This window comes from Microbacterium sp. EB106-03-03-XG65, assembly GCF_058791955.1.
Map to the genome: position 1 here is coordinate 2,204,702 of NZ_JBYTEB010000001.1, position 20,320 is coordinate 2,225,021.

General features: G+C 66.8%; 21 protein-coding genes and 1 tRNA gene. 12 read left to right on the forward strand and 10 right to left on the reverse strand.

The window, feature by feature from the left end:
- The first annotated feature begins 225 nt into the window (after positions 1 to 225).
- The 3 genes from AC3WS6_RS10380 (at position 226) to AC3WS6_RS10390 (ending at position 2,839) form a co-directional block, all read left to right on the forward strand.
- On the forward strand, positions 226 to 558 hold the full coding sequence (locus AC3WS6_RS10380; RefSeq protein WP_492500940.1) for a DUF6993 domain-containing protein: 333 nt from the start codon (positions 226 to 228) through the stop codon (positions 556 to 558).
- 104 nt (positions 559 to 662) lie between these two features.
- A complete protein-coding gene (gene ettA, locus AC3WS6_RS10385) occupies positions 663 to 2,342 on the forward strand; it encodes an energy-dependent translational throttle protein EttA (protein ID WP_492500941.1) in 1,680 nt (559 codons plus the stop codon).
- A gap of 8 nt (positions 2,343 to 2,350) precedes the next feature.
- Entirely contained in the window at positions 2,351 to 2,839 is a 489-nt protein-coding gene (locus tag AC3WS6_RS10390) for an acyl-CoA thioesterase (protein ID WP_492500942.1), read from the forward strand.
- 15 nt (positions 2,840 to 2,854) lie between these two features.
- Here the strand turns inward: AC3WS6_RS10390 and AC3WS6_RS10395 are convergent, their stop codons facing one another.
- Positions 2,855 to 3,742, reverse strand: a complete 888-nt coding sequence (locus AC3WS6_RS10395; RefSeq protein ID WP_492500943.1) for an acyl-CoA thioesterase — start codon at positions 3,740 to 3,742, stop codon at positions 2,855 to 2,857.
- Between the two features lie 50 nt (positions 3,743 to 3,792).
- On the opposite strand from AC3WS6_RS10395, the gene AC3WS6_RS10400 reads away from it, so the two are divergent.
- The gene (locus AC3WS6_RS10400; protein WP_492500944.1) at positions 3,793 to 4,458 is read left to right on the forward strand and encodes a DUF8185 domain-containing protein; all 666 of its coding nucleotides are present in this window, start codon (positions 3,793 to 3,795) and stop codon (positions 4,456 to 4,458) included.
- A gap of 6 nt (positions 4,459 to 4,464) precedes the next feature.
- Here the strand turns inward: AC3WS6_RS10400 and AC3WS6_RS10405 are convergent, their stop codons facing one another.
- The 4 genes from AC3WS6_RS10405 to pepN form a co-directional block, all read right to left on the reverse strand.
- Positions 4,465 to 6,123 carry an FAD-binding dehydrogenase gene (locus AC3WS6_RS10405; protein WP_492500945.1) on the reverse strand — a complete coding sequence of 553 codons (1,659 nt, stop codon included), beginning with the start codon at positions 6,121 to 6,123 and terminating at the stop codon, positions 4,465 to 4,467.
- Positions 6,120 to 6,569, reverse strand: coding sequence for a globin (locus AC3WS6_RS10410; protein ID WP_492500946.1), 450 nt, complete (start codon positions 6,567 to 6,569; stop codon positions 6,120 to 6,122). The genes AC3WS6_RS10405 and AC3WS6_RS10410 overlap by 4 nt, the downstream gene beginning before the upstream one ends.
- Entirely contained in the window at positions 6,566 to 7,636 is a 1,071-nt protein-coding gene (locus AC3WS6_RS10415; RefSeq protein WP_492500947.1) for a mechanosensitive ion channel family protein, read from the reverse strand. The genes AC3WS6_RS10410 and AC3WS6_RS10415 overlap by 4 nt, the downstream gene beginning before the upstream one ends.
- Positions 7,637 to 7,715: 79 nt before the next feature.
- Entirely contained in the window at positions 7,716 to 10,268 is a 2,553-nt protein-coding gene (gene pepN / locus AC3WS6_RS10420) for an aminopeptidase N (RefSeq protein WP_492500948.1), read from the reverse strand.
- Positions 10,269 to 10,392: 124 nt separating this feature from the next.
- On the opposite strand from pepN, the gene AC3WS6_RS10425 reads away from it, so the two are divergent.
- From AC3WS6_RS10425 to AC3WS6_RS10445, 5 genes are read left to right on the forward strand one after another with little or no spacing between them, the layout of a single operon-like run.
- Positions 10,393 to 11,577: a ferrochelatase gene (locus AC3WS6_RS10425; protein WP_492500949.1), complete on the forward strand. Its 1,185-nt coding sequence runs from the start codon at positions 10,393 to 10,395 to the stop codon at positions 11,575 to 11,577.
- A 37-nt stretch (positions 11,578 to 11,614) separates the two neighbouring features.
- Positions 11,615 to 12,100 carry a ribose-5-phosphate isomerase gene (locus AC3WS6_RS10430; RefSeq protein WP_492500950.1) on the forward strand — a complete coding sequence of 162 codons (486 nt, stop codon included), beginning with the start codon at positions 11,615 to 11,617 and terminating at the stop codon, positions 12,098 to 12,100.
- 1 nt (position 12,101) lies between these two features.
- The gene (locus tag AC3WS6_RS10435) at positions 12,102 to 13,100 is read left to right on the forward strand and encodes an Fpg/Nei family DNA glycosylase (protein WP_492500951.1); all 999 of its coding nucleotides are present in this window, start codon (positions 12,102 to 12,104) and stop codon (positions 13,098 to 13,100) included.
- Between the two features lie 23 nt (positions 13,101 to 13,123).
- Complete coding sequence (locus tag AC3WS6_RS10440) at positions 13,124 to 13,765, forward strand: FMN-binding negative transcriptional regulator (protein WP_492500952.1); 642 nt, start codon at positions 13,124 to 13,126, stop codon at positions 13,763 to 13,765.
- The gene (locus AC3WS6_RS10445) at positions 13,762 to 15,258 is read left to right on the forward strand and encodes an amidohydrolase (protein ID WP_492500953.1); all 1,497 of its coding nucleotides are present in this window, start codon (positions 13,762 to 13,764) and stop codon (positions 15,256 to 15,258) included. The genes AC3WS6_RS10440 and AC3WS6_RS10445 overlap by 4 nt, the downstream gene beginning before the upstream one ends.
- A 61-nt stretch (positions 15,259 to 15,319) precedes the next feature.
- Here the strand turns inward: AC3WS6_RS10445 and AC3WS6_RS10450 are convergent, their stop codons facing one another.
- Complete coding sequence (locus tag AC3WS6_RS10450; protein ID WP_492500954.1) at positions 15,320 to 15,805, reverse strand: Dps family protein; 486 nt, start codon at positions 15,803 to 15,805, stop codon at positions 15,320 to 15,322.
- A gap of 140 nt (positions 15,806 to 15,945) precedes the next feature.
- On the opposite strand from AC3WS6_RS10450, the gene AC3WS6_RS10455 reads away from it, so the two are divergent.
- Both AC3WS6_RS10455 and AC3WS6_RS10460 read left to right on the forward strand, forming a co-directional pair.
- Positions 15,946 to 16,482 carry a gamma carbonic anhydrase family protein gene (locus AC3WS6_RS10455; RefSeq protein WP_492500955.1) on the forward strand — a complete coding sequence of 179 codons (537 nt, stop codon included), beginning with the start codon at positions 15,946 to 15,948 and terminating at the stop codon, positions 16,480 to 16,482.
- Between the two features lie 33 nt (positions 16,483 to 16,515).
- Positions 16,516 to 16,589: transfer RNA gene (locus AC3WS6_RS10460), tRNA-Ile, on the forward strand.
- Between the two features lie 65 nt (positions 16,590 to 16,654).
- Here the strand turns inward: AC3WS6_RS10460 and AC3WS6_RS10465 are convergent.
- The 3 genes from AC3WS6_RS10465 to AC3WS6_RS10475 form a co-directional block, all read right to left on the reverse strand.
- Positions 16,655 to 16,984 (reverse strand): DUF7882 family protein, encoded by a 330-nt coding sequence (locus AC3WS6_RS10465; protein ID WP_492500956.1) that lies wholly within the window; start codon positions 16,982 to 16,984, stop codon positions 16,655 to 16,657.
- A gap of 85 nt (positions 16,985 to 17,069) precedes the next feature.
- A complete protein-coding gene (locus tag AC3WS6_RS10470) occupies positions 17,070 to 17,999 on the reverse strand; it encodes a helix-turn-helix transcriptional regulator (protein WP_492500957.1) in 930 nt (309 codons plus the stop codon).
- Entirely contained in the window at positions 17,996 to 18,733 is a 738-nt protein-coding gene (locus AC3WS6_RS10475; protein WP_492500958.1) for an exonuclease domain-containing protein, read from the reverse strand. Before AC3WS6_RS10475 ends, AC3WS6_RS10470 begins: the two co-directional genes overlap by 4 nt.
- Before the next feature lie 80 nt (positions 18,734 to 18,813).
- Here AC3WS6_RS10475 and AC3WS6_RS10480 point away from each other — a divergent pair, with 80 nt between their 5' ends.
- Positions 18,814 to 19,713: an alpha/beta fold hydrolase gene (locus AC3WS6_RS10480; protein ID WP_492500959.1), complete on the forward strand. Its 900-nt coding sequence runs from the start codon at positions 18,814 to 18,816 to the stop codon at positions 19,711 to 19,713.
- Here the strand turns inward: AC3WS6_RS10480 and AC3WS6_RS10485 are convergent.
- Positions 19,685 to 20,158, reverse strand: coding sequence for an Lrp/AsnC family transcriptional regulator (locus AC3WS6_RS10485; protein ID WP_201469701.1), 474 nt, complete (start codon positions 20,156 to 20,158; stop codon positions 19,685 to 19,687). The genes AC3WS6_RS10480 and AC3WS6_RS10485 overlap by 29 nt on opposite strands.
- Positions 20,159 to 20,320: the final 162 nt, after the last annotated feature.

Genomic DNA, 20,320 nt, shown 5'->3' on the forward strand with positions numbered 1-20,320 from the left:
CGGGCCGGCGGGCCCCAAGGCGTGGCGGGGGAGGCCGACCCGTAGACTCGACCCGTGTTTCGACCCTCGGGCTCCTCCGTCCTCCGCTCAACGATCGCTGCCGCCGCTGTTGCCACGGTCGTAGCGGGGCTCACGGCATGCACACCTGCGGCACCCTCGGACCCCGCTCCGACAGAGACGTCTCCCGCAGCGAGTCAGACTCCGGCCCCGTCGGAAACGGGCCCCGTGCTCGTCGTCGACGGCAGCGCCGACGACAATCTGCCGCTCTTCACCGCGGTCACGGCTCAGGTGTGGTCGTCGGACTCCCGTGGTTCGGGGCGCGCGTATGTCGACGCTCTGGTCGCCGCCGGCTTCGACCGCGCAGCGATGCAGGTGACACAGGATGTGACGACCGTGGGGAACCCCGTCGAGAGTCTGCAGTTCTCGGTCCGATGGGGCGAGGCGGAGTGTCTTGTCGGTCAGGTCGGTCCCTCGACGGGAGAGCCCGTCACCGCGGTGCTGCCGCAGCTCGCGGAAGGCCGTTGCCTCGTCGGTGCGACGCGCGCCATCGATTGGTGAGTCCCTTCGGGCGGTCGAAGCTGTGACCACGCACGGCGGCAGCCGAGCGCAGGGCCGGTAGGCTTGAGTGTCGATCCTCGACGCCAACAGAAGGAGTTTTTTCGGTGGCTGAGTACATCTACTCGATGGTCCGAGCGCGCAAGGCGGTGGGCGACAAGCTCATCCTCGACGACGTGACGATGTCGTTCCTCCCCGGCGCGAAGATCGGTATGGTCGGTCCGAACGGTGCCGGTAAGTCGACGATCCTCAAGATCATGGCCGGCCTCGACACGCCCTCCAACGGCGAGGCGAAACTGACGCCGGGATTCACCGTCGGAATCCTGATGCAGGAACCTGAGCTCGACGAGACCAAGACGGTGCTCGAGAATGTGCAGGAGGGCATCGCCATCAAGGCGAAGGTCGACCGGTTCAACGAGATCTCCATGCTGATGGCCGACCCGGACGCGGACTTCGATTCCCTCCTCGCCGAGATGGGGACCCTGCAGGAAGAGATCGACGCCGCCGACGGCTGGGATCTCGACTCGCAGCTCGAGCAGGCCATGGACGCGCTGCGCACTCCTCCGGGCGACGCCGCGATCGCGCCACTCTCGGGCGGTGAGAAGCGCCGCGTCGCTCTCGCGAAGCTTCTGCTCCAGAAGCCCGATCTTCTTCTGCTCGACGAGCCCACCAACCACCTCGATGCCGAGAGCGTGCTCTGGCTCGAGCAGCACCTGCAGGCATATAAGGGTGCCGTCATCGCCATCACCCACGACCGGTACTTCCTCGACCACGTCGCCGAGTGGATCGCCGAGGTCGACCGCGGCCGTCTGATCGGCTACGAGGGCAACTACTCGACGTACCTCGAGAAGAAGGGCGAGCGCCTCGAGATCCAGGGCAAGAAGGACGCGAAGCTCGCCAAGCGCCTCAAGGAAGAACTCGAGTGGGTGCGGTCCAGCGCGAAGGGCCGTCAGACGAAGTCGAAGGCACGTCTCGCCCGGTACGAGGAGATGGCGACCGAGGCCGAGCGGACCAGGAAGCTCGATTTCGAGGAGATCACGATCCCGGCGGGCCCCCGGCTCGGCAGCATCGTCATCGATGCGAAGAAGCTCAAGAAGGGCTTCGACGGGCGTTCGCTCATCGACGGCCTCAGCTTCAGCCTTCCGCCGAACGGCATCGTCGGCGTCATCGGTCCGAACGGCGTGGGAAAGACGACGCTCTTCAAGACGATCGTCGGTCTCGAGCCGCTCGACGGGGGAGATCTCAAGATCGGCGAGACCGTCAAGATCAGCTACGTCGACCAGTCGCGCTCGAACATCGATCCCGACAAGACGCTGTGGGAGGTCGTCTCCGATGGCCTCGACTTCATCACGGTGGGCAAGACCGAAATCCCGTCGCGCGCCTATGTCTCCAAGTTCGGCTTCAAAGGTCCGGACCAGCAGAAGAAGGCCGGCGTGCTGTCGGGTGGAGAGCGGAACCGCCTGAACCTCGCGCTCACGCTCAAAGAGGGTGGCAATCTCCTCCTCCTCGACGAGCCGACGAACGACCTCGACGTCGAGACTCTGAGCTCGCTCGAGAATGCTCTTCTCGAGTTCCCGGGCTGCGCCGTGGTGATCACGCACGACCGGTGGTTCCTCGACCGCATCGCGACGCACATCCTCGCCTACGAGGGCACGGACGAGAAGCCCGACCAGTGGTACTGGTTCGAGGGTAACTTCGAGGCGTACGAGGAGAACAAGATCCAGCGCCTGGGTGCGGATGCAGCGAAGCCGCACCGCTCGACGCACCGCAAGCTCACGCGCGACTGATCGTCATCGTGTCGGAGTCGTCACCGGGTGCCCGGCTGCACATCCCGATCCACCTCCGCTGGGGGGATCTGGATGCGTTCAATCACGTCAACAACACCTCGATGCTCAAGTTGCTCGAGGAGGCGCGCGTGCGCGCGTTCTGGCGTGCGGGCCCCGGTGAGGAGGCTCCATCGACGGCTGTGCTCGACTCGGGGCTGGACGAGGGGATCCTGACGCTGATCGCCCGACAGGAGATCGAGTACCTGGCTCCTGTGCCGTACCAGCGGCGCCCGCTCGAGGTCCAGATGTGGTTCGGCAAGCTCGGCGGCTCGAGCGTCGAGGTCTGCTACGAGGTGCATAACGACCCTGGGGCTGAGCCTCGGGCCGTCTACGCGCGCTCGACGGCCGTCATCGTCCTCGTAGACGCCGCCACAGGACGCCCGACCCGGCTCACGCAGGAAATGCGAGATGCGTGGCAGCCGTACATCGGACCCTCGATCGAGTACGCGCACCGCTGAACGGCGTGAGCCCGCTCACGACTCGGTGGGGACCCGCACCATGATCTCCTGTGCGACCGAGGCGATCAGCTCGCCGGTGCGGCTGAAGATGCGCCCTTGAGCGAGCCCGCGACCGCCGCGGGCGTTCGGCGATTCCTGCATGTAGAGCAGCCATTCGTCGACGCGTGCAGGTCTATGCCACCACATGGCGTGGTCGAGACTCGCCACCTTGAGGCCGGCGAGCGACCAGTGCAGCCCATGGGCCCGCAGGATCGATTCCTGAATGGTCATGTCGCTCAGATACGCGAGGGCTGCGCGATGTATGCGCTGATCGTCGGGAAGAGGCGACCGCATCCGCATCCAGACACCCTGATGAGGCAATCGCTCATCGGTGCTGGGAAGGAAGAGCGGGCTGTCGATGTGGCGCACATCGGCGGCTCGGTCGCTGAGCATTCTCGCGGCGCCCGGCGGAAGTCCCTCGACTCGCTGCTCGTCGGGAAGCAGCGATTCGGGTGACGGCACGCCTTCGGGCATCGCCACGGCGTGCTCGACTCCCGGGTCGTTGTCCTGGAAAGAGGCGATCATGGAGAAGATCGGCACACCTCCCTGATAGGCCTGCGAGCGGCGAGTCGAGAACGAGCGTCCGTCATGGATCCTGTCGACAGCGATCGTGAGGCCCTGACTCGCGTCGCCCGGCCGAAGGAAATACCCGTGCATCGAGTGCACAGCCCTGTCCTCGGGAAGAGTCCGTTCTGCTGCCAGCAGGCTCTGCGCGAGGACCTGACCGCCGTAGATCCGCCCTGAGGGCATCGGATGGGACACACCGGTGAAGATGTCCTCTGTCGTCCTGGCCTGCGTCGAGTCGAGGTCGAGCACTGCCAGAAGCTGTGCGACAGTGCGTATCGCGTGTTCGTCGGCGGTCATGACTTCCTTCCCGCGACTGCGGTCGCTACGGCGTTGATAGTTTAGAGGGTGTGCCCCACCAGCTTCTCCTCACCGACGCCGAGACCTCGAAGGACGTACTGACCTTCGTCGGACGCTCGGCGCGCATCTCCGACGAAGGAGTACGCCTCCAGGCCGCCCACGGCATACTCGCATTGACCTCGGCGGCTCTGGCCCCGCACGGGATCTTCGACCAGACGCCGACGGTGTTGGCGATGCGCATCGTGAATGTCGACCCCGAACTCGAATGCGACGTCGTCGTGTCCTCGCTGTCGGCGACCGACGACGACCGGGCGCTGACGCTGCCGGAGACCGGGCTCTCGCCGTCGTGGGCCGGCGTCGCACCGCCGCGAGGCTCATGGCAGGCGGCGGGCAGCGTGGCGGCATCCGTCGTCGCTCAACGCGCGCAATGGGGCATCAGCGCTGTCGCGCGAGGAGCAACTCCCGGGTCGGGCGAGGAAGCCGTGCGAGCGTTGCGCGCAGCCATTTGGGGCGAACCCGATGCGGAGCTCGCGGGGCTGCCGCGCGGAGTGGCGTTCGCCGCAGATGCGTTCGGGTTCATCTCGGGGGAGGAGCAGGTGCCGATCACCGTCTCGGGGCGCTGGACTCGACTGGCTTTCCGTCGGGGCCATGTGCTCTCTCGAGGACCGGTCGCGACGGGACTCACCGCCGTCCGCGGAACCGGAGCGATCGGGTAGCGACGGTCAGCGCGACGCTGCGCGCCCGGCCTGCCTGCCCGAGAACAGGCACCCACCGAGGAACGTACCCTCCAGGGCGCGATATCCGTGCACGCCGCCGCCGCCGAACCCGCTCGCTTCACCGGCCGCGAAAAGGCCCGGAATCGCCTCACCGTCAGACGTGAGGGCACGTCCGTCGAGATCGGTGTTGATACCGCCGAGGGATTTGCGAGTCAGAACATGCAGCTTCACCGCGATCATGGGTCCCGCTGCGGGATCCTGAAGGCGATGCGGCGCCGCCGTGCGGATCAGCTTGTCACCGCGGTACGCGCGCATCGACCGCAGCATCGAGATCTGGGCGTCCTTCGTGAAGTCGTTCTCGATCTCGAGATCGCGGGCGATGATCTCTCGACGCACCTGATCGATGTCGAGGAGGTCGCCTCCCTCGTGGCGGCGCATCTGTTCGAGGAGGGACTCGAGGTCATTCTCGACGATGAAGTCGGCCCCCTCGTCGAGGAAGGACTGCACAGGGCCGGTCGGGCCCTTGGCCAGACGCGACTTCAGCAGAAGGCTCAGGTCTTTGCCCGTGAGGTCGGGATTCTGCTCGCTGCCCGAGAGCGCGAACTCCTTCTCGACGATCTGACGAGATGTGACGAACCACGAATGGTCGTGCCCTGTTCTACGCAGGTGGGCGAGCGTACCCAGCGTGTCGAAGCCGGGGAAGAGGGGAACCGGTAGACGGGTGCCCGTCGCGTCGAGCCAGAGGGACGACGGCCCGGGAAGGATGCGGATGCCGTGCGACGGCCACACCGGATCCCAATTGGTGATCCCTTCGACGTAGTGCCACATGCGGTCGCCGTTGATGAGCCGCGCACCCGCCTCCTCACTCACGGCGTGCATCGAGCCGTCGACGTATGCGGGGACGCCGGCGAGCATGTGCTGCGGAGGAGCGCCCAGACGCTCCGGCCAGGCGGCGCGCACCAGGTCGTGATCACCGCCGATCCCTCCCGAGCTCACGATCGTCGCACCCGCGGCGACCTCGAAGTCGCCGATGATCTCCCGCGAAGTCTCGACCCCTCGTGCGGCCGCGGTGGAGGCCAGTATCGAGCCGCGCGCTCCGGTCACCGCTCCGTCGGTGGTCACCAGTTGCGTGACGCGGTGCCGGGGGAGCACGATCAGGTGGCCCTCCCTCTCTCCCTGTTCGACAGCGGCGATGAACGGAGCCACCACGCCGGGTCCCGTGCCCCACGTGATGTGGAATCGGGGAACGGAGTTGCCCGGCCCTAGCGCGCCGTAGCCGCCGCGTTCGGCCCAGCCGACCACGGGGAAGAAACCGACACCGCGTTCGCGGAGCCACGCGCGCTTCTCGCCGGCCGCGAACTCGAGGTACGCCTCGGCCCATCGTCGGGGCCAGTGGTCTTCCGGGCGATCGAACGCGGCATTCCCGAACCAGTCCTGCGTGGCGAGCGCGTGCGAGTCCCTGATGCCCATGCGTCGCTGTTCCGGGGAATCGATCAAGAACAGGCCCCCGAAAGACCACCAGGCCTGCCCTCCGAGGTTCGTACGCGGTTCCTGATCGACCAGGATCACGCGTCGACCCGCCTCCAGGGCCTCGCTCGCGGCCACGAGGCCCGAGAGCCCCCATCCGATGACCAGGACGTCGGTGGACAGGGGTGTCTTCGTCATGGCTTCTCCGTTGATTCCTGACTGGATCGGGTGCCGAGGGTGGGGCGTCCGGCGGCGCCGGGGCCGATGCCGGACGGCTCGAATGTGTTCACCATGGCATACGCCGCTCGCTCCAGGTAGTCCCACAGCGTCGATTCGTGGAGTGGCGACAACTGCGCCTCGTCCACGGCCGTTCGCATGTGCCGCAGCCACCTGTCTCGCGCGTCGGGGTCGACATGGAACGGCATGTGCCGCATCCGGAGCCGCGGGTGTCCACGGGTCTCGCCGTACGTCGTGGGTCCACCCCAGTACTGTTCGAGGAACATCAGGAGGCGTTGCTCGGCGGGGCCCAGATCCTCTTCGGGGTACATAGGCTTCAGCACCGGATCGAGAGCGACCTCGCGGTAGAACACGGAGACGATCTTCGCAAAGGTCTCGCGACCCCCGACCTCTTCGTAGAACGTCACTTCTGCGTGCTCCCGTCGTCGTTCGTCTTCTTGCGCCGCCAGATCCCCCGATCCGGGATCACGGGTACACCCGTGACCGCGTTCGGGCGGGTTCTGGGCGGGTTCGCCCCGCGGACGCGCCGCGCTCCCTCGAGACCTGTCGGGATGACGGTCGTCATGCTCGGGAACGCGATCTCGTTCTCGAGCATCGCGGCGCGCAGACGCCTGCGCAGTTCCTGCGCGACGTCGTCCTTCGCATTCGCGCGGGCCTTGATCACGACGCGCACGACGAGAGCGTCGCCGTCGACCGACTCGAGCCCCCACAACTCGGGTTTCTCGATGATGCGGGTGCGCCACTTGGGGTCTTTCGCAAGGCTCTGAGCGGTGTCGAGCATGATCTGCTCGACCTTCTGGAGATCGGAGTCGACGGGGACCCCGATATCGATGATCGCTCGCGCCCACCCCTGAGACATGTTCCCGATCCGGAGGACTTCGCCGTTGCGCACGTACCAGAGCGTGCCGTTCACGTCGCGGACCTGGGTGATGCGCACGCTGACGTACTCGACCACGCCGGACGCGAGACCGAGGTCGACGACATCACCGATGCCGATCTGGTCTTCTGCCACGATGAACATCCCGTTCAGGACATCCTTGACGATGTTCTGAGCGCCGAAGCCGAGGCCTGCACCGACCGCCGCGGTCAGCAGGGTGAGCGACCCGAGCAGCGTCGGGGCCAGATGATTGACCACCAACACGATCGCGATCACCACCAGCATGACGTTGACGATGTTCTGCAGGATCGTGCCGAGGGTTCGGGTTCGCTGCACGAGCCGCATGTCGGCCAGCGGGGACCGTTCGAGCGCCTGCGTGTCGTCGACCGACGCCTTGTTCTTCGCGCTGTCGACGATTCGATGCACGATCCGACGGATGACGATGCGAAGCACCAGTGCGATCAGGATGCAGCCGACGATGATCGCGGCGACGCCGAGCGCTTGCAGGCCCACGTCGCGAAGCACGGTGACAGCGTCGGTCCACCAGTCGGGAAGAGGGGAATCCGCGGGGTCGGGGTTCGTTTCGAATGGCAGCATGATCATCCCCTCCAGAGTAGCGATCAGGCCTCTGTGCGGGCTGGATGCACCGCACAGAGGCCTGATCGGAGAAGAGGCGTCAGTCCTCTGCGTCGCGTGACTGCGCGGCGAGCGACCGCTCGACGTCTGCGAGGTTCTCGAGAACGAGGCGGCGGAGCGCCGGCGCGGCATCCTGGTTGGCGGAGAGCCAGGCCCGCGTCGCGTCACGCAACTCGACATCGGCGATCGCGGTCGGGAACAGCCCCACGACCAGATACTGCGCGATCTGGTAGCTGCGTGATTCCCAGATCGGCACGAGCATGTCGAAGTACGCCGGGACGAACTCGCGGAGCGACTCGACACCCGCCGGATGCACGAACCCGAGTGCGGCAGAACGCACGATCGTGTTGGGCGCGTCATCCCGCTCGATCAGCGACGTCCACGCGGCTCGCTTCGAGGCGGCGTCGGGCAGTGCGGCTCGCGCCTGGGCGGCGAACTCGCCGCCCTTGGACGTGTTGTCGGACGAGAGCGCGGCGTCGATCGACGCCGCGTCGGTCGCACCGATCGTGGCGAGGCCGACGAGCAGCTGCCAGCTGAGATCTGCGTCGATCTCGAGTCCGGGGAGCGTCTCTTCGCCGGAGCGAAGCCGCCCCACGATCCCGGCGTGCTCCGGGGTCACGAGCGCATTCGCGAAAGCCGTCACGAACTGGAGCTGGCTGTCGCTGCCCGATTCTGCGGCCTCTGCCAGTGCCCAGAGACCGTCTGCGACCTTCTGTCGAGCGGCCAGTCGATCTGCCGGCGCCACATACAGCGTGGCGGCAGTGCGCAGCTGCGCGAGTGTGGTGCGAACCGTGGTCGACTCCGTCTCGCGGCCGATGTTGCCCAGCACCAGGTCGATGTAGTCCGCCGCGGCCGTTTCGGCATCACGGGTCTGATCCCACGCGGCGCCCCAGACGAGAGAGCGGGCGAGGGGATCGCTGATGTCGGCGAGGTGGGCGATCGCCGTGGCGAGAGAGCGCTCGTCCAGGCGGATCTTCGCATAGGCGAGGTCATTGTCGTTGAGCAGCACGAGATCAGGGCGCTTGTGGCCGTGGAGCTCGGGGATCTCCGTGCGGTCGCCGTCGACGTCGACCTCGGCGTAGTGGGTCCGCACCAGCGCCCCGTCCCGCAGCGAGTAGAAGCCGATGCCCAGGCGGTGAGGCCGGATGGTCGGGTAGTCCGCGGGTGCGGTCTGCGTGACCGCGAACCGCGAGATCGTGCCGTCGGAGTCTTCCTCGATGACCGGCTCGAGCGTGTTGACGCCCGCGGTCTCGAGCCACTTCTTCGACCAGGTGCTCAGGTCGCGTCCGCTCGTGGCCTCGAGCTCGACCAGGAGATCGCTGAGCTCGGTGTTGCCCCACGAGTGCTTCTGGAAGTACTGCGAGACGCCGGCGAAGAACTCCTCGATGCCGACCCAGGCGGCCAGCTGCTTGAGGACGGATCCGCCCTTCGCGTAGGTGATGCCGTCGAAGTTCACCTGCACGTCCTCGAGATCGTTGATCTCGGCCACGATGGGATGCGTCGATGGAAGCTGATCCTGACGGTACGCCCAGGTCTTCTCCATGGCGTTGAACGTCGTCCAGGCCTCGGTCCATTCGGTGGCCTCGGCGGTGGCGATCGTCGACGCCCATTCGGCGAACGATTCGTTCAACCAGAGGTCGTTCCACCACTTCATCGTGACGAGATCGCCGAACCACATGTGCGCGAGCTCATGCAGAATCGTGACGACGCGACGCTCCTTGACGGCGTCGGTCACCTTGCTGCGGAAGACGTAGGTCTCGGTGAAGGTCACCGCTCCGGCGTTCTCCATGGCGCCGGCATTGAACTCGGGCACGAAGAGCTGGTCGTACTTCGCGAACGGGTACGGAACGCCGAACTTCGATTCGTAGTACGCGAAGCCCTCACGCGTCTTGTCGAAGATGTAGTCGGCGTCGAGGTGCTGCCACAGGCTCTTGCGGCCGTAGACGCCGAGCGGGATCACGCGCCCGGTGGAACTGGTCAGCTCGGAGAAGGTCGACTCGTACGGTCCCGCGACGAGCGCCGTGATGTATGAGGAGATGCGCGGTGTCGGGTCGAAGCCCCACGTGGCGACCGAATCGTCGTCGTGCACGATGGGCTCGGGCGTGGGGGAGTTCGAGACGACCTTCCACGATGCCTGAGCCGTCACGGTGAACTGGAACGTCGCCTTCAGATCGGGCTGCTCGAAAACAGCGAACACGCGTCGGGAGTCGGGAACCTCGAACTGCGAGTAGAGATAGACCTCGCCGTCCACGGGGTCGACGAAGCGGTGCAGTCCCTCGCCGGTGTTCGTGTACAGGCAGTCGGCGTCCACCACGAGCACGTTCTCGGCCTGGAGGCCGGTCAGCATGATGCGGGAATCGGCGAAGACCTCGTCGGGATCCAGCTGCTCGCCGTTGAGTGAGATCTCGCGGACGTCGCGGGCGATGAGGTCGATGAAGGTTTCCGCGCCCGGGGTGGCGGTGAAGCGCACGACGCTGCGCGAGCCGAACACCTCGGCGCCCTTGGTCAGATCGAGGGAGACCTCGTATGACTGGGTGTCGATGACGTCGCGGCGCTCCTGCGCTTCGAGGCGGGTGAGATTCTCTCCAGGCACAGCTTTACTCCCAGGGGTGAGGGGATGCTGCCGCAACCCAGCGCAGTTGGCGCCCACGGCAACCATGACAGCCTACGCCAGCGCGACGGCCTGTCCCACTCTCGGAAGGTGCGAGGATGGACATGTGACCGCGATCGAGCCGAACACCGTCCTCTTTGCCTCTCCCGCCGCCGCTGCAGGGGTGCCGTACGTGACGACCCCCACCGCGTACGACGGAATACTCCTCGCCGGCTTCGGCGGGCCGGAAGGGCAGGACGACGTCATCCCGTTCCTGCGCAACGTCACGCGTGGGCGGGGCATCCCCGACGAGCGGCTCGAAGAGGTGGCGCACCACTATCGGCACTTCGGCGGAGTCAGCCCGATCAACGGTCAGAACCGCATTCTGAAGGAGGCGCTCGAGGGCGAGCTCGCCCGCCGTGGAATCGATCTCCCGGTGTACTGGGGAAACCGCAACTGGAGCCCGTACCTCGAGGAGGTCGTGACCGAGGCCGCTGCGGACGGCAAGACGACGCTGCTCGCGTTCGCGACGAGCGCTTACAGTTCGTTCTCGAGCTGCAGACAGTACCGCGAGGACTTCGCGCGGGTGCTTCAGGAGACCGGGCTCGGCGACACCGTGACGATCGACAAGATCCGTCCCTTCTACGACCACCCCGGGTTCGTCGAATCCTTCGAGGCCGGAGTCCGTGAAGCGGTGGAGAGGTTCCTCGCTCAGGGGATCGCTCCGGCCGACATCCAGATCCTGTTCTCGACCCACAGCATCCCCACCGCAGACGCACAGCGCTCGGGTGCACGCGACATCGAGTGGGGCGAGGGCGGCGCCTATGCTGCGCAGCACCTCGCGGTCGCCGCCTGGGTCATGGATCGAGTCCGCGAGAGCGTGCCGGAGGCCGCCGACGTCTCGTGGGAGCTGGTCTACCAGTCGCGTTCAGGCCCCGCCTCGCAGCCGTGGCTGGAGCCCGACGTGTGCGATGTGATCGGCGAGCTTCCCGAGCGCGGTCGCAAAGCCGTGGCCGTCGTGCCGGTCGGATTCATGAGCGACCACATGGAGGTCCTCTGGGACCTCGACACAGAGGCGGCCGAAGCGGCTGAAGAGGCCGGCCTGGCGTTCACTCGCACTCCGACCCCGGGAGTCGCGCCCTCGTTCGTCACCGGGATCGTCGACCTGATCGTCGAGCGACTCGAAGGTCGCCCCAACGAGGATCGACCGCACGTGACATCGCTGCCGGGGGCGTTCGACGTGTGCCGCCCCGGCTGCTGCGAGAACGTCCGCGCGGGATTCAAGCCGGCCGCTGCCGGTGTGGCTCCGTGAGCACCCGCTGATCCTCGGCGCTTCTAGGATGGATGCCATGCGCATCCATATCGCCACCGATCACGCGGGTCTCGACTTCTCCACGCAACTGCAGGAACATCTGCGCGGCGCGGGACATGAGGTCATTGATCACGGACCGGTCGAGTATGACGCGCTCGACGACTACCCCGCGTTCTGCATCCGTGCGGCCCAGGCCGTCGTCGCCGATCAGTCCGCCGGTGTCGAGACGCTCGGCGTGGTGTTCGGCGGGTCCGGCAACGGAGAGCAGATCGCGGCGAACAAAGTCGTCGGCGTCCGAGCTGCGCTCGTGTGGAACACCTCGACTGCCGAGCTCGCTCGTCAGCACAATGACGCGAACGTGATCTCGATCGGGGCGCGTCAGCATTCCTTCGACGAGGTCACGTCCTTCATCGACACGTTCATCGCGACGCCGTTCTCGCAGGACGAGCGTCACATCCGCCGGATCGGTCAGATCGCGGACTTCGAGCGCAACGGCTCGCTGCTCCCGGATCCGCGAGCCTGACATGCCCGAGGGACATTCGGTCCACCGCATCGCGCGCCAGTTCGACCGGAACTTCGTCGGCAAGCAGATGCTCGCCTCGAGCCCCCAGGGTAGATTCGCCGAGGGCGCGGCCGTCCTGAACGGTCGCGAGGCGGTCAGCGTGCAGGCTGTGGGAAAGCAGATGTTCCTCGAGGCCGAAGGTGATGTGTGGCTGCGGGTGCACCTCGGCCTCTACGGAGCCTGGGACTTCGCCGGCGACATCCTGGTGGACCCCACGATCGCCTCAGCGAACGGCCGCATGGGGCAGACCAATCAGCGCGGCACGGTGGTCGACGAGGAGATCCTCGACGATGCCGGGGAGAACTCGCTCGCGTCGATCGGCGCGCCTCGCCGCACCAGGGTGCACGTGCGCATGTCGGAGCAGACCAAGGGCCTCGCCGACGACGGTCTCGAATGGCCGCCCCCGGTCGTCGGCCAGGTTCGGCTGCGTCTCATGACCGACATCACCGCCGCGGATCTGCGTGGTCCCACCGCGTGCGTGCTCCAGACTCCGGAGGAGATGCTCGCGAGCGTGGCGAAGCTCGGTCCTGATCCGCTCGTGGGGGATCCTCAGCACAACGAGGAGCGCTTCGTCAGGGCGGTGCGGAAGAAGCCGACGGTGATCGCTCTTCTGCTCATGGATCAGGCCGTGGTCAGCGGCATCGGCAACGTGTACCGCCCCGAGATGCTGTTCCGCCAGCGCCTGAATCCGCACACGCCCGGCCGCGACGTGCCGGAGGAGGTCGTGCGAGCGCTCTGGCACGACTGGGTGCGACTGCTGGCGATCGGCGTGGAGACCGGTCAGATGATGACCATGGACGATCTCTCGCCCGAGGCGTATCGAGCGGCGATGGCGACTCGTGACGACAGGCACTGGGTCTACCACCGCGCAGGTCTTCCGTGCCGCATCTGCGGTACGGAGATCGCTCTCGAGGAGATCGGGGCACGCAAGCTCTACTGGTGCCCGCGCTGCCAGGCGTGATCCTTCGGACATAGGCTGGGACGATGCGTCAGAACCCCAGCTTCACTCTCGCGGACGTCGCAGAGATCCGTCGTGTCATCGAGGGCAATCCGTGGGCGACGATCGTGAGCGACGGCCCCGAGGGGCTCGTCTCCTCGCACTATGTCGTGCTGCTCGACGACGATCGTGACGACCTCACGATCGTGGGGCATGTCGGACGACCGGACGACGTCATCCATGACCTGGGTGAGCGCGAGCTCCTGGTCGTCTTTCAAGGCCCGCACGGATACATCTCGCCAGGCTGGTACGGCGACGTGCAAGCCGTTCCGACCTGGAATTACGTCGCGGTGCACCTGTCGGGTGTCCCCGAGATCCTGAGCGATGCCGACAACCTCGCGGTGCTCGATCGCCTGGTCGATCGGTTCGAGGGACGGATGCCGCAACCGCGCCGCATGTGGGAGCGTCCGAACGACCCGGCCTTCGTCGCTCGGCTCGCCGGGGGAACCGTCGGATTCCGGCTCACGCCGACGCGAGTGGTCGCGAAGCGCAAGCTCAGCCAGAACAAGCCGGCCGACACCGTCGAGACGATCATCGCGGAGCTGGAGGGTGACGGACCGTTCGCTCAGCCCGAACTCGCTGCAGAGATGCGGCGGGCAGCGGAGGCCCGCCCGGGAGCAGCGCGGTGAGCGGCCACGGCGCCCCTGTCCGGACGATCACCGGTGTGCGGATCGCCGGTCCGGGGAACGAGTACCTGCCGGACGACGAGCCGGTCGACATCTTCATCGACGGCGGACGGATCAGCGACATCGCTCCCACCGGTGCGATCGCGCCGCGCGGCGAGACGCTTGCGGCCGGCGGCGCCTGGGCAGTGCCAGGACTCTGGGACAATCACGTCCACACCGTGCAATGGGCTCTCGCGGCGGAGCGCGTCGCATTGAGCGGTGCTGCATCGGCCGCCGAAGCCGCGGCGATCATGTCTGCCGCGGAGCCGCTGCCCGACGGACGCAAGGTCGGCAGCGGATTCCGAGACGCGTTCTGGGCGGATGCTCCGAGTCTGGCACTTCTCGACGACACCACCGGGTCGACACCCACCTACCTCATCAACGCCGACGTTCACAGCACGTGGCTCAACTCGGCCGCCCTCAGACTCGAGGGGTTCGCCAGTCCCGACGGCATGCTCCGCGAGGAGGATGCCTTCGAGATCTCTCGCCGGCTGAACGCCGTCGACCCGGCTCGTGGTGATCGCGCCGTGATCGCCGCGGGCGAACGCGCGGCCTCGCGGGGTGTCACCGGGCTCGTCGACTTCGATATGGGATGGAACGCAGACGCCTGGTCGCGGCGGATCGCGAGCGGCTTCTCGGCGCATCGAGTGGAGTTCGCGATCTATCCGTTCGACCTCGAGCGGGCGGTGGGAAGCGGCCTTCGCAGCGGCGAGCTGCACGAGGAGGCCGATGCGCCGATGGAGGGTCGCGGCCTCATCCATGTCGGACCGCTGAAGATCATCAGCGACGGATCGCTGGGCACGCGAACCGCCGCGTGCTCGCACGCGTACCTCGGAGACCCGTCGAACTTCGGGGTCCTCACCGTGCCGCCCGCAGAACTGACCGAACTGCTCACGGTCGCGACCGGTGCCGGTCTCGCCGTGGCCGTGCACGCGATCGGCGATCGGGCGGTCACGGGCGCGCTCGATGCGTTCTCGATCTCTGGAGCGGCGGGGAGCATCGAGCACGCTCAACTGGTTCGGCACGCAGATCTTTCACGTTTCGGACGTCTCGGTGTCGTGGCGAGCGTGCAGCCGCAGCACGCTCTGGATGACCGCGATCTGGTCGGCACGCACTGGGCGGAGCAGACCTCCATCGGATACCCGCTGAGCGCCTTGTGGAATGCCGGAGTCGAACTGCGCTTCGGATCCGATGCTCCGGTCGCTCCGCTGGACCCGTGGCAGGCGATCGCTGCCGCCGTGACCCGCACCGACGACGATCGGGAGCCGTGGCATCCCGAGGAGCGGTTGTCACGTGCGCAGGCGCTTCAGGCGAGTGTTCGCACGGCGCTCCGTCCCGGCGAGCCTGCCGATGTCGCGCTGTGCGGGTATGACCCTCTATCGGCGGCAGGTGCCGATCTTCGCGCGATGCCGATACTCGCGACGATGGTGGCGGGCCGTCTCACTCACGGAGCCTGACGGACGCAGAACAGCAGAGAGGGCACCGGGAGATCCCGGTGCCCTCTCATCGGCGGTCGCCTCAGGCGGCGATGTGCGACACGAGGAACCAACGGTCCTTCTCGAGCCCGCGCATGATCTCGATAGCGACGTCCTGGCTGGTCAGGTCGACCTCGTCGAGGCCGTCGATCGCCGCCTTCGTGTCGACGAGAATCGCGTCGATGTCGGCGATGACGGCCCGCACGAGCTCGTCCGACTGCGTGAAACCGGCGGGAACCGCGGTGGACGCACCCTTGGCGGAGACTGCGCTGGTGCGCGCATCGATCGGAAGGCCCAGAGCGACGATGCGCTCCGCGGCGGTGTCGGCGAAGTCACCGGCATGAGCGACGATGGTGTCGAGCAGCTCGTGCACGCCGACGAAGTTCGCGCCGCGGACGTGCCAGTGCGCCTGCTTCCCGTTGACGGTCAGTGCCTGCAGGCCGAGGACGACGGGGGAGAGGAACTGGGCTGCTGCGGCTGCCACGGTCGGGTCGCTGGCGGTGGTGGAAACGATCTGTGCCTTGCTCATCTTGGCTCCTCTAAGTGGTGTGCTTCGTGCCTGATGATGACAACGTTACTCAGCGGGAAACATTCCGCAAGCAAGCGAAGGCTCCGCTTAGTGGCCCGGAATCACGCGGCAGAACGCCCATATGAGGGTAGTCTCGCCTCATGCCGATCGCACCGGGTGCATCTCTGCTCGCCCTCCAATCCGCCGTCCCGTCCATCCATGACGAGGCCTTCGTGGCGGACGGGGCGCGCATCATCGGGGACGTGACCCTCGCCGCCGGTTCGAGCGTCTGGTACAACGCCGTGCTCCGAGCAGACTCGGCAGGAATCAGGATCGGACCCCAGAGCAACGTTCAGGACAATGTGTCGATCCACGTCGACGCCGGTCACGCCGTCGTGCTCGGAGCGAAGGTGTCTGTCGGCCACAACGCGGTCGTGCACGGCTGCACGATCGGCGACGGGTCTCTCATCGGAATGGGGGCAGTGATCCTCAGCGGCGCCGTGATCGGATCCGAGTGCCTCATCGCCGGCGGGGCCGTGGTGCTCGGAGGCTCCGTCATTCCCGACGGATCCCTCGTCGCGGGCGTTCCGGCAAAGGTGCGTCGTGTGCTGAGCGATGACGAGCGCGCGGGGCTGATCAGGAACGCGGACGCCTACCTCGCTCACCTGGACACTCACAGCCAGGCGCGTCCGCTCTGAGGCTCACCGTGCTCGCGCTAGGGTGGAAAGCACGGGGCGGTGGCCAAGCTGGTTAAGGCAGTGGGCTCATAACCCAACGATCGCGGGTTCAAGTCCCGCCCGCCCTACTCGACTCAGCACCGCTGCCGCAGGATCTCGCGGATGCAACACACCGCTCGTTCTCTCCCTCGGCTCAGGACAGCACAGAGCCGAGCGGATCGGCCGTCTCCACGTGCTCAGCGACCAGGGTGATCCCGCCGCTCGAATTGGCTGAATGCGCGAGTTCCTCGATCCATCGGCGACTCAGCTCCGGTGCCTCGGGGGCGTCGAAGACGAATCGCAGAGGGATCGAGGGGTGCAGCCACACGGTGGTACGCCCCTGCTGGTCGCCCTCCTGGTGCTGCCACGAGAGAGTGAAGCTCTCGTTGCGGCGCAGCTTGGTCGCAACGACGACCTTGAGGTGCGCAAGCGCACGATCTTCGATCGAGATCGGCGCGGAGGCGCCGTAATACAGGGAACCCATGCTCGGAATCTACGGTGTTCGGATCGTCTCGGGCCCGCACCCGCACGTGACGCGCGCTCGGCGCGAACATCCTGTGCGCGTGGTGTCATCGGCGCTGTCTGGCGGCTGTCACAGAAGGCAGCACGCCGAAAGCGTCCCGGTACGCGGCGGCGAAGCGCGAAGGGTGGGAGAACCCCCAACGGCGGGCCACGGCGGCGACGGACGTCGGAGTCCCCGACCGCAGTTCGCGATGCGCACCGTCGAGTCGCGCCTGGCGCAGGCACTCGGCGGGAGTCGCATCGAGCGCGCGGCGGAAGGCGTACTGCAGCCCCCGGGTGGAGATGTGCACCGACGCTGCGACGTCGTCGACGGTGATCGGCAGATGCGCGTTCTCGGCGATGTAGGAGAGTGCTCGGCGTACCGTCGCGGGAGCCGGCGCGGACTGCGCTGCGCGGTGAGGAGACTGAGACATCGACGTCGAGAACGTCGACAGTGTGGTCACGCCCGCATGTCTGGCGTACTCCGCCCGAAGCACGGCATCGTCTTCAGTCAAGGACGAAGCACTCCGCTCGAGGTACGAGAACATCCGGTTCCAGCGCGCCGCCGCATCGGCGGAGCGAGCCGACAGCTCGGCGACATGGAGTGAGAGCGTGTCGCGACCGCTGATCTGCTGAGCGAGTCGCTGGAGCTGCTCACGGTCGAAGATGAGTGCGGTCACGCGGGCACCTTCGTGCCAGCGGGCGTGCACGCTGGGGCCGTCGGAGATCCACGGCCGCGTCGCGTCCAGATCCTCTCGATCGGACCACACCGAGGCGTCCGCTCCCTCGACTCGGCACGCGAGGAACTGATCCACCGGATCCGCGGTCGAGAGGACCTCGGCGGCCAGCTCGTATCGCACGAGGTCGACGCCGCCGAGATCAGCCGAATGCCAGTCGAAGAGGAAGCGCTGGTGATCCACATCGTGCAGCACGGCTCCGGGCACGAACTGCTTCCAGGTGCTCTCGACACGGGCCACGTCGCGAGTACGGAACCTCATCTGTTCTGTCTATCTCCTTGTACACGGGGGGAGCGCACAGGCCAGCCCCCATCGAGGCGTTCTTCGGGATCCAACCGCCCGATGCTGATGAAATACTCGGTCAGACTCGCGGCCTGGGAACGTGCCCATCCGACCTGACGCGTGTGCAGATCGCTGAGCGATTCCGGCAGCACGAACTGCCGAGCGAGAGCCTGCGCGATCCGCCCCGCGGCCACGGCATCCGCCGAGGCGTCATGCGCGGCCTCGAGGCTGACCGCGTACAGCGCGGCCACGACGGAAAGAGTGCGCTTGCCTGGCCGGTATCGATCGTAAGCCTTGTCGATGACGAGGGGATCGATGATCGGCTGCGGGTCGAGCAGCGGGGCGATGCCGGAGCGGCGTGCTTCGTGGGCGAGAAGCGAGAAATCGTACGAGGCGTTGTATGCGACGACGGGCACACCCTGTGTCAGCAGAGAACGCAGCGCCGCGACGATCTCTGCCACCGCGAGGGCGGACGGTAGACCGTTGAGGCGAGCATGCTCGGTGGTGATCCCGTGGATGGCGGTCGCGCCCTCCGGGATGTCGACACCCGGATCCACCAGCCAGGTCTTCGAGACGATCTCCCGTCCGTCCCCATCGAGCAGACCGACGTGCGCGGACACGATCCGATCCGTCTCGACATCCACTCCGGTCGTCTCGAGATCGAAGACGCCCACTCGCCGTATCCAAGGGGGAGCGTCGGGAACCGCGGTCATGAGTTCAGAGTAGAGTCGCCCTCCGACATCAGCGTGAAGGCTCACGGTGATCATCGATCGACCACTCCTACACTGGAGGGATGACCGTGCCCTCGCCGTATGCCGATCGCCTGAGCCGCCTGCCGGTCGTCCGACGCGAAGTCGAGGTGCGCGGCGGAACGACGGCGTTCTGGGAATACGGCCCTGCCGACGCGGAGACCACGATCATCGCCGTCCACGGATTCCGCGGCGACCACCACGGCCTCGAGCCGGTCCTCGCCTTTCTTCCCGAGGTCCGAGTGCTGGCGCCCGACCTCCCCGGTTTCGGCGAATCGGCGCCTGTCGCCGGACGCACTTACGACCTCGACGAGTATGTGGAGTGGCTCACCGAGTTCGTGGCGACCGCTGCGCCCGGTGCGGTGATCCTCGGGCACTCCTTCGGCTCCATCATCACCTCGGCGGCAGTCGCTCGCGGGCTCCGGACTCCTCGACTGATACTGATCAACCCGATCGGCGCGCCCGCGCTCGAGGGCCCCAAGGGGCTCATGACCAAGCTCGCCGTGCTGTACTACGCGCTCGGTGCGAGGCTCCCCGAGCGAGCGGGCACTGCTCTGCTCCGAAATCGCCTGATCGTGCGGGTGATGAGCATCACCATGGCGAAGACCTCGGACCCGGATCTCCGCCGGTTCGTCCACGACCAGCACGACACCTACTTCTCGCGTTTTGCAGATCGGGACGTGTTGCGAGACGCCTTCGTGGCGAGCGTCTCGCACGACGTGAGCCAAGTGGCGCACGAGATCGCGGTGCCGACCCTGCTCATCGCCGCGCAGCGCGATGACATCACACCGATCGAGGTCGAGCGGAAGCTCGCGTCGCGATTCGCCGATGCGTCTCTCGTCGAGATCGCTCACGTCGGGCATCTGATCCACTACGAGACGCCAGCCGAGGCCGCCGGCGCGATCCGACGATTCCTCAGGATTCCCGTCGCGCGACGCCCATGAGGCCCGCTACCCGGAACGGGATGACCTCGCCCATCGCTAGCGACGTCTCGGTGCGCTCGACGCCGTCCACCGACAGGATCCGCGCATCGGTGTCGAAGAGATGACGTGCGTCGCGACAGGCCACACGGGCCAGCAGATCGACTGATCCGCTGAGACCGTGCGCCTGCACGATCTCAGGGATCCGTGCGAGCTCGTTGATGATGCGCGGCAACTCGGTCTGCCGCACGCCGATGCTCACGAACGCCTGAAGAGGAAATCCCAGCACGTCAGGCGAGAAGGACCTCTCGTAGGAGAGGAAGACGCCCGTCTCCTCCAATCGGGCCATTCGCGCCTGGATCGTGTTGCGTGACAGGCCGAGGTTCTCGGCGAGCGCGACGATCGTGATGCGCGGATCGTCGGCGAGCGCGGCGAGCAATTCCAGATCGATTCGGTCAAGTCCGGCCATAGTGCCAAAGAGTAGCAGCGTGATGCGGCGCCCTATTTGGCAACATGCTCAACCGGCTGGTCATTGCTTGAGCGGGCTGCTGAGCAGACGTACGCTCGAAGTGGCCGGCGATGACGCCGGCGGACGCGTGTGAAGCCTCACGAGGGCATCCACGAGCAAGGA

Bases quoted from the DNA above. Each gene is read 5' to 3' on its own strand.
- AC3WS6_RS10470 (WP_492500957.1), bottom strand. From the start codon at position 17,999: ATGAGGTTCCGTACTCGCGACGTGGCCCGTGTCGAGAGCACCTGGAAG.
- AC3WS6_RS10485 (WP_201469701.1), bottom strand. From the start codon at position 20,158: ATGGCCGGACTTGACCGAATCGATCTGGAATTGCTCGCCGCGCTCGCC.
- AC3WS6_RS10395 (WP_492500943.1), bottom strand. From the start codon at position 3,742: ATGACCGCCGACGAACACGCGATACGCACTGTCGCACAGCTTCTGGCA.
- AC3WS6_RS10450 (WP_492500954.1), bottom strand. From the start codon at position 15,805: ATGAGCAAGGCACAGATCGTTTCCACCACCGCCAGCGACCCGACCGTG.
- AC3WS6_RS10430 (WP_492500950.1), top strand. From the start codon at position 11,615: ATGCGCATCCATATCGCCACCGATCACGCGGGTCTCGACTTCTCCACG.
- AC3WS6_RS10455 (WP_492500955.1), top strand. From the start codon at position 15,946: ATGCCGATCGCACCGGGTGCATCTCTGCTCGCCCTCCAATCCGCCGTC.
- AC3WS6_RS10480 (WP_492500959.1), top strand. From the start codon at position 18,814: ATGACCGTGCCCTCGCCGTATGCCGATCGCCTGAGCCGCCTGCCGGTC.
- AC3WS6_RS10435 (WP_492500951.1), top strand. From the start codon at position 12,102: ATGCCCGAGGGACATTCGGTCCACCGCATCGCGCGCCAGTTCGACCGG.
- AC3WS6_RS10405 (WP_492500945.1), bottom strand. From the start codon at position 6,123: ATGACGAAGACACCCCTGTCCACCGACGTCCTGGTCATCGGATGGGGG.
- AC3WS6_RS10440 (WP_492500952.1), top strand. From the start codon at position 13,124: ATGCGTCAGAACCCCAGCTTCACTCTCGCGGACGTCGCAGAGATCCGT.
- AC3WS6_RS10415 (WP_492500947.1), bottom strand. From the start codon at position 7,636: ATGCTGCCATTCGAAACGAACCCCGACCCCGCGGATTCCCCTCTTCCC.
- AC3WS6_RS10475 (WP_492500958.1), bottom strand. From the start codon at position 18,733: ATGACCGCGGTTCCCGACGCTCCCCCTTGGATACGGCGAGTGGGCGTC.
- AC3WS6_RS10465 (WP_492500956.1), bottom strand. From the start codon at position 16,984: ATGGGTTCCCTGTATTACGGCGCCTCCGCGCCGATCTCGATCGAAGAT.